Origin of the sequence: Nisaea sp. (assembly GCF_017640745.1) — a bacterium.
Taxonomy (GTDB): domain Bacteria; phylum Pseudomonadota; class Alphaproteobacteria; order Thalassobaculales; family Thalassobaculaceae; genus Nisaea.
In genome coordinates this window covers 1-12,907 of the sequence record NZ_JAEPQA010000031.1, presented here as the reverse complement: position 1 = coordinate 12,907, position 12,907 = coordinate 1, and the positions used below count along the sequence as shown (strand labels likewise).

At 64.5% G+C, this 12,907-nt stretch carries 16 protein-coding genes; 2 read left to right on the top strand and 14 right to left on the bottom strand.

Annotated features, from left to right (window positions below; genetic code table 11):
• Positions 1 to 36: 36 nt before the first annotated feature.
• The 12 genes from tilS to JJ959_RS18205 all read right to left on the bottom strand — a co-directional run bounded on the left by tilS (position 37) and on the right by JJ959_RS18205 (position 10,484).
• Positions 37 to 1,458 carry a tRNA lysidine(34) synthetase TilS gene (tilS, locus tag JJ959_RS18260; RefSeq protein WP_292886910.1) on the bottom strand — a complete coding sequence of 474 codons (1,422 nt, stop codon included), beginning with the start codon at positions 1,456 to 1,458 and terminating at the stop codon, positions 37 to 39.
• Positions 1,430 to 2,506, bottom strand: a complete 1,077-nt coding sequence (gene ybgF, locus JJ959_RS18255) for a tol-pal system protein YbgF (protein ID WP_292886907.1) — start codon at positions 2,504 to 2,506, stop codon at positions 1,430 to 1,432. Before ybgF ends, tilS begins: the two co-directional genes overlap by 29 nt.
• A 172-nt stretch (positions 2,507 to 2,678) precedes the next feature.
• On the bottom strand, positions 2,679 to 3,188 hold the full coding sequence (gene pal, locus JJ959_RS18250; RefSeq protein WP_292886905.1) for a peptidoglycan-associated lipoprotein Pal: 510 nt from the start codon (positions 3,186 to 3,188) through the stop codon (positions 2,679 to 2,681).
• A 168-nt stretch (positions 3,189 to 3,356) separates the two neighbouring features.
• Positions 3,357 to 4,694: a Tol-Pal system beta propeller repeat protein TolB gene (gene tolB / locus JJ959_RS18245; protein WP_292886902.1), complete on the bottom strand. Its 1,338-nt coding sequence runs from the start codon at positions 4,692 to 4,694 to the stop codon at positions 3,357 to 3,359.
• A 68-nt stretch (positions 4,695 to 4,762) separates the two neighbouring features.
• A complete protein-coding gene (locus tag JJ959_RS18240) occupies positions 4,763 to 5,725 on the bottom strand; it encodes a cell envelope integrity protein TolA (protein WP_292886900.1) in 963 nt (320 codons plus the stop codon).
• A 4-nt stretch (positions 5,726 to 5,729) separates the two neighbouring features.
• Positions 5,730 to 6,179: a protein TolR gene (gene tolR, locus JJ959_RS18235; RefSeq protein ID WP_292886899.1), complete on the bottom strand. Its 450-nt coding sequence runs from the start codon at positions 6,177 to 6,179 to the stop codon at positions 5,730 to 5,732.
• Between the two features lie 3 nt (positions 6,180 to 6,182).
• On the bottom strand, positions 6,183 to 6,914 hold the full coding sequence (tolQ, locus tag JJ959_RS18230) for a protein TolQ (RefSeq protein WP_292886897.1): 732 nt from the start codon (positions 6,912 to 6,914) through the stop codon (positions 6,183 to 6,185).
• A gap of 7 nt (positions 6,915 to 6,921) precedes the next feature.
• Positions 6,922 to 7,428, bottom strand: a complete 507-nt coding sequence (gene ybgC / locus JJ959_RS18225) for a tol-pal system-associated acyl-CoA thioesterase (protein WP_292886894.1) — start codon at positions 7,426 to 7,428, stop codon at positions 6,922 to 6,924.
• Positions 7,421 to 8,500 (bottom strand): Holliday junction branch migration DNA helicase RuvB, encoded by a 1,080-nt coding sequence (gene ruvB, locus JJ959_RS18220; RefSeq protein WP_292886891.1) that lies wholly within the window; start codon positions 8,498 to 8,500, stop codon positions 7,421 to 7,423. The genes ybgC and ruvB overlap by 8 nt, the downstream gene beginning before the upstream one ends.
• The gene (ruvA, locus tag JJ959_RS18215) at positions 8,497 to 9,120 is read right to left on the bottom strand and encodes a Holliday junction branch migration protein RuvA (protein WP_292886888.1); all 624 of its coding nucleotides are present in this window, start codon (positions 9,118 to 9,120) and stop codon (positions 8,497 to 8,499) included. The genes ruvB and ruvA overlap by 4 nt, the downstream gene beginning before the upstream one ends.
• A complete protein-coding gene (ruvC, locus tag JJ959_RS18210) occupies positions 9,117 to 9,695 on the bottom strand; it encodes a crossover junction endodeoxyribonuclease RuvC (protein ID WP_292886885.1) in 579 nt (192 codons plus the stop codon). The genes ruvA and ruvC overlap by 4 nt, the downstream gene beginning before the upstream one ends.
• A 36-nt stretch (positions 9,696 to 9,731) precedes the next feature.
• The gene (locus tag JJ959_RS18205; RefSeq protein WP_292886884.1) at positions 9,732 to 10,484 is read right to left on the bottom strand and encodes a YebC/PmpR family DNA-binding transcriptional regulator; all 753 of its coding nucleotides are present in this window, start codon (positions 10,482 to 10,484) and stop codon (positions 9,732 to 9,734) included.
• A gap of 423 nt (positions 10,485 to 10,907) precedes the next feature.
• Here JJ959_RS18205 and JJ959_RS18200 point away from each other — a divergent pair, with 423 nt between their 5' ends.
• Positions 10,908 to 11,474 (top strand): response regulator, encoded by a 567-nt coding sequence (locus tag JJ959_RS18200; protein WP_292887000.1) that lies wholly within the window; start codon positions 10,908 to 10,910, stop codon positions 11,472 to 11,474.
• Between the two features lie 10 nt (positions 11,475 to 11,484).
• Positions 11,485 to 11,979, top strand: a complete 495-nt coding sequence (locus JJ959_RS18195; RefSeq protein WP_292886881.1) for a hypothetical protein — start codon at positions 11,485 to 11,487, stop codon at positions 11,977 to 11,979.
• 9 nt (positions 11,980 to 11,988) lie between these two features.
• Here JJ959_RS18195 and JJ959_RS18190 read toward each other — a convergent pair whose 3' ends face one another.
• Entirely contained in the window at positions 11,989 to 12,432 is a 444-nt protein-coding gene (locus JJ959_RS18190; RefSeq protein WP_292886879.1) for a thioesterase family protein, read from the bottom strand.
• A partial coding sequence (locus JJ959_RS18185; protein WP_292886876.1) for an alpha/beta hydrolase occupies positions 12,429 to 12,907 on the bottom strand: 479 nt, incomplete at its 5' end. The genes JJ959_RS18185 and JJ959_RS18190, both read right to left, overlap by 4 nt.

Genomic DNA, 12,907 nt, shown 5'->3' with positions numbered 1-12,907 from the left:
CCTCGGTAGGGTTCCTATACAGCCGGAGGCCCATTCTTAGACTTTCGCTCCGGCCCTGTCATCCCTGCTCGCCCGGAACGCATCTGCGACCCAGGACACGGCGGGACGAAATTCAATTTGAAGACGACCGTCTTTCGACTGCGCCGTATCTGTCCACGTCTCCGGAAAGTGGGGGGCAAAGAGACGCCCGTCAAGGTCGGTGACCGCCGGAAGCGAGCACCGGACGCTCTCGGGCAGGGCCGGCGCCGGCCCTGCCGGATGCCGCAGGCGGCGCAGGCGGCGGTCGCCATCGCGGGTCAACATGTGCACCCAGGCCGGTCGGTCCTCGCGCCATGTGACGTCGAAACGCCCGTCCCAGCGCAACACCGAGCCGGCCCCGACAGTCCGCGGCCTCAGACCGCGCGGCGTCTCCCGCACAATCCAGATACCGTCCTTTTCCGTTTTCCAGACCAGGCACCCGGCGAGCGTGACGCGAGAGCCTCCACCCTCCGAGAGCCAGCGTTCGAGCCGCGCCAGGCTCTCGCGGCGCGGCGGATAATCCCCTCCGCCGACGGATTGCAGGAGGCCCGAAAGAAACTTGTGCCGCAGGGGAAACGGCAAACCGACGAGGGCGGCCGGGTCGAGCCGTGCAAAGCCGCGCGGATCGAGCAGTCCCGCTTTCCGCAGAAACGCCGCCAGTTCACCGTCGCTCCAGTCCCGGAGCCGGGAGAACGCCGACGCCACGCGATGCAAGACCGGCGCGTCCAGACCAGCCGCGCGCCGTCCGGCCGCCTCCTGACGAACCCGGACACGCTCGAACCTGCAGTCACGATTGCTCGGATCCTCGACCCAGGCCTGGGCTTGCGCGAGACAATGGGCCCGCAGGCGCTGCGGCGGGGTGCCTAGCAGCGGCCGGTAGACGGGGATCTCCGCGTGCATCTGCCGCATCCGGATTCCCGCCAGTCCGTCGGGACCGCTGTCCCGGCCAAGCCGCATAACCATGGTCTCGGCTTGGTCTTCCAGATGATGCGCGAGGAAAATTCCACGGGCCCCGAGCTCCCGGGCACGATCCGTCATGAGCGCGAACCGGGCGGCGCGCGCCGACGCCTGAACGCCCGCTACCGGTTTGACGGGGGACCAGCGGAGGATATCGGAAGCGATGCCGCGCGCCTGCAGCCAGCCCGAGACACGAGAGGCTTCCGCGGCGGACTCTGTCCGCAGCCCATGGTCTACGATGAGCGCTCGGCACCGGTGCCCGTTGGTCCGGCACCAGCGATCGAGGAGCAGGCAGAGGGCCATGCTGTCGGCACCGCCGGAGACACCGGCAAGAAAGAGCGACGGCGGCGCGTCGGCCAGAGCCGGGTCAACAGCCCGGATGAGCCGGCCGAACTCGTCCTCGCCGACCGGCGCGCCCCCCGATGTAGCGCTCTCCAGCCGTCCCGGCCGGAGATCAGCAGCCGATGCGCTTGCGCTCGGCATCCGCCCGGCGCTTGATATTGTCCGACGCGTTCGGGAAATCGGCCCGCAGCTTGTCGAAGGTGACGCAGGCATCTTCTTTCCGGTCCATACGGGCGAGGGAAAAGCCGAGCTTCAGGAGATTGTCAGCGGTTTTCGAGCTGCCCGGGTAATCGGTATAGCCGGTCGCGAAGGTCTTCGCCGCCAGGGGGAAGTCCTTGCGAACGTAATAGGTCTCGCCGAGCCAGTACATTGCATTGCCCGCAAGCGGACTCTTCGGATGCCGTTCGAGAAACAGGCTGAGGGCCTTCTCCGCGGAATCGAAGTCCTGCTTCTGCAGATAGGCAAAAGCATGCTTGTACTGTTCCTCCGGCGTGCCGTCCGGGAGGATCTGTCCGCTCGCCGGAGCACTCGCCACCGCCTCGGGCTTGCTCGCCGCCTCACCTTCCGGTGCCGGCAACTGGACAGTACCCTCGTCGACAGCCTTGATCTCGGCCTGGCTCAGGGTCCCCAGAACCCCCTGTCCCTGGCCCGGAACGGGGGCATTCTCCGCCTGCGGCGACTGGACGATTGAGCCGCTCCCCTGCCCGTCCGTTCGGGCCGGGGCGCCGCCCTGCTCCAGTGCCTGCAGCCGGAAGTCGATGTCGCGCACGAGCCGGTCGAGGCGTCCGGAATTCTGCTCGACGCGGAACTCGACCTCCTCGATCTTCCCGGTCAGCGAGCGGATCAGCGTTTCAAGCTGCTGCAGACGCACTTCGACGCGCGCGGCATAGCTGGTGTCGAGCGATCCCGGCTGGCCTCCGGCAGAGTCAGAGGTCCCGGGGCCACCGGTGATCGGGGCAGGGCTGACCGGCGTCGCCGTGATCCCGGTTCCGGCGCCGCCGGCCCCCGGAGTCGAGAGCGTGTTGCGATAGAGCTGGCGCTGCAGATCCTGCATGTCCCGCTCCATCCGGTCGAGCCGGTTGAGCAGATTCTGCACATCCTGCGCTGCGGCAGGCCCGATCACCGCGATGGCTATCGCGATAGCCGCTCCGAACAGACAAAAGCCGCGCACTCCGTATCGCCTGATCATTCTCAAAACTCCCGGCCTCTGATTTACCGCGAAGCCCAGTGTTGCCCGATATTCGAGCAGGAATATGGCACCGATACGGATCGCCGCACCCGGTGTCCTGTGCCTGAAAAGACGACGCGCCGGCCTGGAGCCCCAGACCGGCGCGGTCCTATTCAAATCAACCGGCAGAACCTTAGTTGATCGTGGTCACACCACGACGGTTCTGGGCCCAGGCTTCCTCGTTGCTGCCAAAGGCAACCGGGCGCTCTTTACCGTAGCTGATGGTCGCGATGCGACCGGCATCGATACCGAGAGCAACCAGATAGTCCTTCGCCGCAGTGGCACGACGCTCACCGAGGGCGAGGTTGTATTCCCGCGTGCCGCGCTCGTCACAGTGACCTTCGATGGTGACCGTCACGCTCGGGTACTTACGCAGCCAGAACGCCTGACGCTCAAGCGTGGTCCGCGCTTCCGAGGTCAGGTCGTACTTGTCGAAGTCGAAGAAAACGCGGTCACCAACTTCCGCGACAAATTCTTCGCGGGATCCGGCGACAGGACCGGACGGGGCCGCACTGGTCGCAGGCTGGTTCGCAGCCGGCACAGTCGATCCCGCGCCGCCCGACTGGGAAGCCGTCTCCTGGTCGGTCGAGCAAGCGGCAACGAGCAACGCCGCGGCCACGATTGAAAGAAACTTCTTAGCCATTCTAAAACACCCCCACGGAAGTGAGCCTTCAATCCAAGTTAACGGTCGTGCCCCTGCGACTCATAGCCGGACGCGCCAATCCTTTGTGTTGTTTAACAGATTTCAACACGTTGGGATAGCCGCTCGTTATTGGATTCGCTCGATCGCGCGCAATATATTTGCACGCAGTCAGGGAATCAAGGGCGACCATGCAGGATCGGAGGCGTCCACCGGCGTGACAATTTCGCGCTCGTTATACCCTGTGAGGTCAATGGAATAGAGCTTGGTTTTGCCACCACGACCGGATGAATCCGATGGGAACTGCTTGAAATATATCAAAACTCTGCCGTTCGGAGCCCAGGTCGGCGCTTCCACGAGATAGCCCTGAGCAAGCAGACGCTCGCCGGTTCCATCCGGCCGCATGACGCCGATATAGAACTGGCCGCCCGTCATTTTGGTAAAAGCGATCAAATCTCCGCGCGGCGACCAGACAGGCGTGGCATAGCGCCCTTTGCCGAAACTGATTCGCTGCACGTTGCCGCCGCTCGCGTCCATCACGTAGATTTGTTGTGTACCGCCCCGGTCCGAGTTGAAGGTGATCTGCGATCCGTCCGGCGAATAGGTCGGCGAAGTATCGATCGACGGACTATCGGTCAGGCGCCGGACCCTGCGGGTCGCGAGGTCCATCGTGTAGATATCGGTCACACCGTTCCGGGCGAGGCTCATGATCACCCGGTTGCCGTCGGGCGAAAAGCGCGGCGCGAAGGTCATGCCCGGGAAATCGCCGAGAACTTCCTGCTGCCCGGTCTCGATATTGAAGATGTAGACCCGCGGCTTGTCGTTGTAATAGGCGAGGTAGGTAATCTCCTGCAGCGTCGGCGAGAATCGCGGCGTCAGGACGAGGTCCTTGCCGTCGGTCAGGAAACGGTGATTGGCGCCGTCCTGATCCATGATCGCCAGACGCTTGGTACGGCGGTCCGGCGGCCCGCTCTCCGCGATATAGACGATACGCGTGTCGAAATAACCGCTCTCGCCGGTCATCCGCTGGTAGATCGCGTCCGAGATGATATGCGCGACGCGGCGCCAGTTCGCGGGCACCGTCGTATAGGCGTTCGCAACCATCTGCTGCTCGGCGAAGACGTCCCAGAGCCGGAACTCGACCTTGACCGCGCCGCTCGCCTCGAAGCTGACCGCGCCATGCACCAGGGCCTGCGCGTTGATGATCCGCCAGTCACCGAACCGCGGCAGGGCGCTCAGAGAGACATTCTGCTGAATGAAGGCCGACTTGTTGATCGGCGCAAAGAGGCCGGAACGCTCCAGGTTGGCCGCAATGACCGCCGCGATGTCGCGCCCGATCTGTGCGCTTTCTCCATTGTTCCCGGTAAAGTCCGCGATCGCCACGGGCAGCGGATCGACCTTGCCCTGGGTGATATCGATCCGGAGCTCGGCGCGCACCGTGCCGGTGAAGAAGAGCGCGGCGAACAGAGCCGGCAGGAGCAGGCGCCAGAACAGCGCGGCAGGTGACATTTCGGCAGTCCGGGACAGTCCAGCGAACCTCATGATCGGCCTCTCAAGTCGGTCGTGATCGCAGATCTTCACAGCAGATCCCTCGGATTGAAGGTCATGGTGATGGTTTTCCATGCCTCGTATTTTTCAGGCGGCAGCGGAAGCTTGCCGCAGCTCAGAACCGCGCGCCGCGCGCTCTCGGCGGCGGTGCGGAAAAACGGATCGCGGGACAGCCGCGACTGATCGACAATACGGGCATCCCGCACGCTGCCGTCGCCATTCATCTGCAGCGCGATCTCGATATAGAGATCCTCGGCATCCTTGGCGCCGGCCGGCACGTTCCAGCATTGCGCGATCTGCCGGCGAACGGCGTCGATCTCGCTGACGGAAACCTTGTTCTCCGGATCGAAGGCCTTGTCGGAGCGGCTACGGGCCGGCGCGTTCAGCTTCGCCAGAACGTCCTTCAGAGGATCGGTCTTGTCCTCTTCTTTCTTCTCTTCCTCTTTCGGCTTCGCCGCGGTTGTTGTCTCGGTTTTCTCAAGCGTCTTCAGCAAACGCGAGAAATCCTGTTTCTTGTCGTCCTTCTTCGGCTTCTCCGCCGTGTCCTTCGGATCCGGCGCGGGCGCGCGCGGCTTCGGGCGCGGCTTCGGCGCCGGCTGCGGCGCCTGGGCGACCTTCTCCGGCTCCGGCTCCTTTTCAGGCGCGGGCTTCGGAACCGGCGCCGGTTCCGGCTCGGGGGCCTCGGCGACGGGTTTCGGAGTCGGCTCGGGAGCCGGTGCGGGCGGCGGCGGAGGGGGCGGCGCTTCGGCCTGAGGCGGCGGAGGCGGGGCTTCCTTCGGCTCGGGCTTCGGCGCTTCGGGCTCCGGCTCCTTCGGCTTTTCGGGCTCGGCCGTCACGGTCGGGGTATTCGTCACCTCGGTGATCGGCACCATATCGACGATCACCAGCTGCTCCGGAAGGATGTCGTCGTTCCGGAGCTGGGGCAGGCCGAACCAGGCGATGGCAAAGACCGCCGCGTGCAGGCCGACAGATATGGTGAGCCCCGTGCGCATGGTGTCAGCGCGTTCCCTTCATCGTGTCCGGAATCTCGGCGAGCAGAGCGACCTTGGTGAAGCCGGCGGCGCTGATGAGCCCCATCACTTCCATCACCGTGCCATACTGGATCGCCTTGTCGCCGCGCACGAAGATGCGCACATCGGGACGCTGGCCGGTGACGGCATTCAGCCGCGGCACGAGATTTTCACGCGGCACCTCGGTTTCCTGCAGGAAGATCACGCCCTCTGCGTTGACGGAGACCACCAGCGGTTCGACCTCGTCGGTCAGCTGTGCCGCCTCGGTCTTCGGCAAATCCACCGGCACGCCGACGGTGAGCAGCGGCGCCGTCACCATGAAGACGATGAGCAGCACGAGCATGACGTCGACCAGCGGCGTCACGTTGATCTCGCTGAGCGGCCGGTAGCGGTTCCGACCCTTGCTGCGCCCGTTTCCGATCATGGAAGCGGCCATGGCTCAGCCTCCCTCGTCGAGCTGACGCGACAGGATGGAGGCGAACTCGGCGGAGAAGCTCTCCAGCCGGCCGGCGAAACGGCCGAGGTCGGTGGAGATCTTGTTGTAGGCGATGACCGCCGGGATGGCGGCGATCAGGCCGAGCGCGGTGGCGAAGAGCGCCTCGGCGATACCCGGCGCGACGACCGCGAGAGAGGTGTTCTTGGTCGCGGCGATGGACTGGAAGCTGTTCATGATCCCCCAGACCGTGCCGAACAGGCCGACGAAGGGCGCGACCGAGCCGACCGAGGCAAGGAAGGTCATGTGCTTTTCCAGACGGTCCATTTCCCGGCCGATAGAGAGGTTCATCACCTGCTCGATGCGCTGGCGCAGGCTGGCCCGGATCTCGGAGCCTTTTGAGGTCAGCCCCTTGGCTGCCGAACGGCGCCATTCCCTCATAGCCGCGGAAAAAACCGCCGTCATCGGATCGCCCGGCTGCCCGCCGATCCGGTCATAAAGATCTTCCAGAGACCCGCCGGACCAGAAGCTTTCCTCGAAATCTTCAGCCGCCTTCGAGAGACGGCGCAGCTTCATCGTCTTGTCGACGATGATGGCCCAGCTCCAGATCGACGCCAGGATCAGCACGACCATGACGGTCTTCACGATCCAGTCCGCGGCCAGGAAGAGGCCCCAAATGGTCATGTCGGTGGCGGCCGTACCCCCAAGCGCTACGGTGTCGACGATTGCTTTTTCCATCTAGATGCTAATCCCCGGATTCCTGAACGTCCGCCTTACGCGGTTCCTGGTTCGTCCCAGCCATGATCGTGCGGTCCAGTTTCTCCCGGACCGATTTCGGGACCCGGACCGGCCGGCCCTTGGTGTCGAGGCACGCGATCGTGCTCGCGACCCGGACCAGATAACCGTCGGCTCCCGTTTTGCTGATTTCCTGCTCGACCTCGAAGGAGGCCCCTTTCATTTCCCCGATCCGCGTCGTGATCTCGAGCGCATCGTCCAGCCGCGCCGGCAGGCGAAAATCGATGACACTGCGCCGGACCACGAACAGAACGCCCTCCGTATCCGAAAGTTCCGACTGGGAAATGCCGAGATCGCGCAGATATTCCGTACGCCCGCGCTCGGCGAAGCGCAGATAGTTGGCGTGATAGACGACGCCCCCGGCGTCCGTGTCCTCGTAATAGACCCGGGCGCGGAGCACATGGGTTCCGTCCGCCGTGAACGAGGTCACCGCAGGCATCAGCTTGCGCTCAGACATCGCACCCCTCGGGGTCGTCTTCGAGCAGGGTCATCTGCGCAACTTCGGCCGGCGTGCGGTTCGGCGCGGCAAGACCGAGATAGCGGTAGGCGGCTTCCGACAGCACCCGGCCGCGCGGCGTCCGCTGCAGCAGGCCCTGTTGAAGGAGGTAGGGCTCGATTACTTCCTCGATCACGTCGCGCTGCTCGGAGAGCGCGGCCGCCAGCGTTTCAGCCCCGACCGGCCCGCCGCCGTAATTCTCGGCGATGCAGCGCAGATACTTCCGGTCCATCGCATCCAGTCCGCGCTCGTCGATATCGAGCCGGTTGAGCGCGCCGTCGGCCGCCTTCTGGCCGATCTCCTCGACACCGGCCACGGCGGCAAAGTCGCGCACCCGGCGCAGCAGGCGCCCGGCAACGCGCGGCGTGCCGCGGGACCGATTGGCGATCTCGGCGGCACCGTCCGGCAGCAGATTCATTCCCAGGAGGGACGCACCGCGCATGACGATGCTCTGCAGTTCCTCCGGGGTGTAGAACTGCAGACGCAGCGGAATGCCGAAGCGTTCGCGCAGCGGCGTCGTGATCAGGCCGGAGCGCGTCGTCGCCGCCACCAGGGTGAATGGCGGCAGATCGATACGGATCGAGCGCGCAGCCGGACCCTCGCCGATGATGAGGTCGAGCTGAAAGTCCTCCATGGCGGGATAGAGCACTTCTTCTACGGCAGGATTAAGGCGGTGTATCTCGTCGATGAAGAGCACGTCGCGGGCCTGAAGATTGGTCAGCAGCGCGGCGAGATCGCCCGCCTTGGCGATCACAGGACCCGAGGTCGCGCGGAAGTTCACACCGAGTTCGCGGGCGACGATCTGCGCCAGTGTGGTCTTGCCGAGACCGGGCGGACCGAAGAACAGCGTATGGTCCATCGCCTCTTCGCGCGCCTTGGCAGCCTCAATGAAGACCTTGAGATTCTCGCGGCTCTGTTTCTGGCCGACGAAATCGTCCAGCGTGACCGGCCGGAGCGCCCGTTCCGGGGTATCCTCGACGGAACGCTCGCCGTCGACCAGCCGGCCGCCCTCCTCGTCTTCCCAGGCGCTCACGAGGCAAGCTCCTTGAGGCCGCCGGTGATGAGCTGGTCAAGCCCCGCATCCGCGCCGGCGGACTTTGCCGCGGCATGAACCGCGCCATAGGCGACGCTGCGGTCATAACCGAGATTGACCAGGGCCGAGATCGCATCCGCCACCGCGGCGGACTCCTTCGAAGGCGCCGCCCCTTTTGCGGAAGCTGCAGGCGCGCCGGCGTCCGCTCCGAGGGAGACGTTAACCGCCTTGTCCTTCAACTCGTTGACGATGCGCCCGGCCAGCTTCGGCCCGACCCCGTCGGCGCGGGTCAGCATCTTGGCGTCGCCGGCCGCGACCGCACGGATGATCTCGTCCGGCGAAAGCGCGGAGAGGATCGAGAGCGCCGCCTTGGCGCCGACCCCCTGCACGGTCTGCAGCATCCGGAAGGTGTCCTGCTCCGCCTTGTCGGCAAAGCCGTAGAGATGGATATGATCCTCACGGACATGGGTCTCGACATGGACCGAGACCTCGCCGCCGCGGTCGCCGAGGCGTCCGAGAGTGCGGCTGGAAGCGAAGATCAGGTAACCGACGCCCCGCACGTCGATCACGGCCGAGCCGTCGCCGAAAGAGTCCAGGATCCCGCGCAGTTTCGCGATCACAGCCCCATCTCCTTCCTGAGCGCCGCCTGCACGGCCTTCTCGTAACCGCCGGTCGCGGACTGCTTGCGGATCCGGGAGACCCCGACGGCATCGCCGAAGGCATGACGGCTCTGGGCGAAATGGGCGTGGCAGATCGCAACCGCAAGCGCATCCGCCGCATCCGGGGTCTCGAAGGCGGCATCCGGCAGCAGTTTGGTCACCATGACCTGGATCTGGTCCTTGTTGGCGTGACCCGCCCCGACCACGGTCTTCTTCACCCGGTTCGGGGCGTACTCGGTCACCCGCATGTCTTTCTTGGCCGGGGCCAGCAGCACCGCGCCACGGGCCAGCCCCAGCTTCAGGGTCGATTCCGGATTCTTGTTGACGAAGGTCTCCTCGACAGCAGCCTCGTCCGGGCGGTGGCGCTCGATGATCTCGAGCACGCCGTCATGCAGCTCCAGCAGCCTCTCGGCGATGCTCAGCGACGCCGTCGATTTCAACGTGCCGTTGGCGACATGACGCAGACGGTTGCCGTCGACGTCGATGACACCCCAGCCGGTGAAGCGGAGTCCCGGATCGAGACCGAGAAGCCTCATGTCAGCAGCATCTCCCCAGTTTCCGCAAAACGGCGATCAGGCCGCCGCCGTCAGCTTGCGCATGACGTCGTCCGGGATCTCGAAATTGGCCGAGACCGACTGCACGTCGTCATTGTCCTCGAGCACGGCGAGCAGCTTCATGATGGTTTCCGCGTGACCCTCGTCGACCGGCACCGTGTTCTGCGGCTTCCAGGTGAGCTCCGCGTTTTCCGGCGCACCGAACTTTTCCGACAGCGCCTCACGGACCGCACTCAGTTCCTCCGGCGCGCAGGTGATCACGTGACCGTCCTCGGAGGACTCGACGTTCTCCGCGCCGGCTTCGAGCGCCGCCTCGAACATGGCATCCGCGTCCGCCTTGTCCGCCGGATAGCTGATCTGTCCGATCCGGTCGAACATGAAGCTGACCGAATTTGTCTCGCCGAGCGTCCCGCCGTGCTTGGAGAAAGCGGCACGGACTTCGGACGCCGTCCGGTTGCGGTTGTCCGTCAGCGCCTCGACGATCATCGCGACACCGCCGGGGGCATAGCCCTCGTAGCGGATATCCTCGTAGTTATCGTCCTCGCCGCCGCCTTCGGCCTTCTTCAGGACCCGGTCGATATTGTCCTTCGGCATGTTCGCCTCGCGAGCCGCCTGAATGGCGGAGCGCAGACGCGGGTTCGACGCGGGGTCGGTGCTGGCCTTCGCCGCGACCGCGATTTCCCGGATCAGCCGTGTGAACAGCTTGGCGCGCTTCTTATCCTGCGCACCTTTCCGGTACATGATGTTCTTGAATTGGGAATGCCCTGCCATTTCCTTCAGTCCTCAATGGAGTCCGGCTTTTGCGAATTGCCGGTGCGGCGGTTCGTCTGCCCGACCCGACCGGCGGGCCGGAACAATCTGCGAATCGGGCGCCAAGTCAAGAGCCCCGGACAGATTTTCGCACTACCGGACCGCAGATTTCCGCCAAATAAAGCCAAACCCAGTCTAGTCGATCTCAAGAAATTTTATACCAGATATTGTGCCGACGCGCATCTCCGACAGAGGATTTTTGCAGCAGGACGACAAATCGCCATATACGGCACTTGGTAATTTTATTCGCCACTTTGGATTGAGAGGGAAACAATCTGACTATAGCCTTACCTATCGGAAGTCGACTAAACTCCCCGAACTTTGCGTGATTTTCGAAGGTCCCCGAAACTTCAACGAATTGGGACCGGGGAAACAGGGTTGAACATGTCTCTAGGGCCGATCAACGAAGCGCGCTTCCAGCGTCTGACCGTGATGATTGTCGAAGACAGTCAGCCGATGCGGGAAGTCCTGCGGGCATTGTTGCAGGCGATCGGAGTGAAGAACATCGTCGACGCCCGCGACGGGAACCACGCAATCCGGAAGCTGAGCGAATACCAGATCGACGTCATCATCACCGACTGGGTGATGGAAGAAATGGACGGGCTCGAACTGACCCGCTGGATCCGGAATTCGGAGCACAGCCCCGACGAGTTTCTGCCGATCATCATGGTCAGCGGCCATACGGAAGCACATCGCATCGAGATGGCCCGCGATGCCGGCGTGACGGAATTCATCGCCAAGCCGCTGACGGGCATCGGTCTCGTCCAGCGTCTTGTCGCGGTGATCGAACATCCGCGCCCGTTTGTGCGCACAGACAATTATTTCGGCCCGGACCGCCGCCGCAAGATTGAGCCGTTCGACGGCGAGGAGCGACGCGCCTCTGAACTCCGGGACAGGGACGCCCGGCAGACGCCCCCGCCGACGAAAGCGCACAGCCATGCCGGATCGTGAAAGGCAGCCGATGTCGAAGTCACCCAAAGGCTCCTATGAGGTCATTCACCAGCCGAACAAGCTGAAGGATCTGGTCGGCGGACCGGCGCGCATGGACGAACGGCTGATCGAGAAGGCGGAAGCGGCGCTGGCCGACGCGATCGCGAATATCGACCTCGCGGAGACCGCAAAGGAAAGCATCGAGAAACTGGACACGGCCGTCGAGCTTCTGAGGCAGGACGGCAAGGAACCCGCCGGGCCTGAGCGCACGATCTATACGGTCATGCACGACCTGCGGGCCCAGGGGGCGAGTTTCGGCTATCCCATGGTCGAGAAGATCGCGACCTCGATGAACCGCTATCTGGAGCTGGGTGCTCCGGGAGCGCGCGGCCATAACGACATCGATGCCATCAAGGCCCATGTCGATGCCCTGAAGGCGGTCGTGGCGACGAAGATGAAGGGCGAGGTCGGGGCTATCGGCCAGCAGATCGTCGACGGCCTCTACAAGATTTCCCGCACGAAGTAGGCCTACGGCCTAGCGATCCAGAAGCAGCGACTCCATCGCGGCCCGCATCCGCTCCGGAATCGGAACCGGGGTCTGGCTCTCGCGCTCGACATAGACATGCACGAAATGGCCGAGCGCGGCGATCTCGTCATCTCCGGCACGGAACAGGCCGACATTGTAGACCACGCTGGAACGGCCGATCTTCTCGACCCGGATGCCTGCCTCGACCACGTCCGGAAAAACCAGCGACTTTTTGAACTGGCAGCGGGTCTCGACGACCAGACCGATCACCGGGCTGTTGTGAATGTCGAGCCCGGCCTCGCGGATCAGATGGCTGTTCACCGCGGTATCGAAATAGGAGTAGTACTGCACGTTGTTGACGTGCCCGTAGACGTCGTTGTCCATCCAGCGGGTCGGGATCTCCAGCCACCAGCGGAAGCGGTCCCGGGTTTCCGTAACGGCCGCCTCGCTCACGCCTTGCCTCCGAAGAAATCCGCGAGCACGTCGAGGGTCTCGTCAGGCTGCTCGATCATCATCATGTGCCCCGCACCGGGCAGCACTTTCGTCGTGCAGTCCGGGAGCGCCTCCGCAAGCGGACGGGCCAGCTTGGCCGGTGTCATCTTGTCATCGGAACCGCAGAGCAGCAGCGCCGGGCAGGACAGCTTGGCCGCCGTCTCCAGCGCCGCGCCATAGGCGTCGCAGGCGGCAAGGTCGGTCGCCAGGACCGCATAGTCGCCCGCCTCGAGAAGCCGCATGCTGGCTCCGGAGACCCAGCTACCGGGCGCCCGGTGACCGCCGATCTGCGCCCGGCGCCCGACACCCCAGCCGACCATGGTTTCCAGCGCCGCGTGATTGGAGTTCCGCGCCGCACCGAGCAGGTCCGGGTGCACCTTCATCTCCGGCACCGAGCCGAGCAATGCGAGCGCCTTCGCCCGGGTGCCCAGGCGGG

Excerpts from the sequence above, each read along its gene's own strand:
- tilS (WP_292886910.1), bottom strand. The coding sequence starts at position 1,458 with ATGCCGAGCGCAAGCGCATCGGCTGCTGATCTCCGGCCGGGACGGCTG.
- ybgF (WP_292886907.1), bottom strand. The coding sequence starts at position 2,506 with ATGATCAGGCGATACGGAGTGCGCGGCTTTTGTCTGTTCGGAGCGGCT.
- pal (WP_292886905.1), bottom strand. The coding sequence starts at position 3,188 with ATGGCTAAGAAGTTTCTTTCAATCGTGGCCGCGGCGTTGCTCGTTGCC.
- tolB (WP_292886902.1), bottom strand. The coding sequence starts at position 4,694 with ATGTCACCTGCCGCGCTGTTCTGGCGCCTGCTCCTGCCGGCTCTGTTC.
- JJ959_RS18240 (WP_292886900.1), bottom strand. The coding sequence starts at position 5,725 with ATGCGCACGGGGCTCACCATATCTGTCGGCCTGCACGCGGCGGTCTTT.
- tolR (WP_292886899.1), bottom strand. The coding sequence starts at position 6,179 with ATGGCCGCTTCCATGATCGGAAACGGGCGCAGCAAGGGTCGGAACCGC.
- tolQ (WP_292886897.1), bottom strand. The coding sequence starts at position 6,914 with ATGGAAAAAGCAATCGTCGACACCGTAGCGCTTGGGGGTACGGCCGCC.
- ybgC (WP_292886894.1), bottom strand. The coding sequence starts at position 7,428 with ATGTCTGAGCGCAAGCTGATGCCTGCGGTGACCTCGTTCACGGCGGAC.
- ruvC (WP_292886885.1), bottom strand. The coding sequence starts at position 9,695 with ATGAGGCTTCTCGGTCTCGATCCGGGACTCCGCTTCACCGGCTGGGGT.
- JJ959_RS18205 (WP_292886884.1), bottom strand. The coding sequence starts at position 10,484 with ATGGCAGGGCATTCCCAATTCAAGAACATCATGTACCGGAAAGGTGCG.
- JJ959_RS18200 (WP_292887000.1), top strand. The coding sequence starts at position 10,908 with ATGTCTCTAGGGCCGATCAACGAAGCGCGCTTCCAGCGTCTGACCGTG.
- JJ959_RS18195 (WP_292886881.1), top strand. The coding sequence starts at position 11,485 with ATGTCGAAGTCACCCAAAGGCTCCTATGAGGTCATTCACCAGCCGAAC.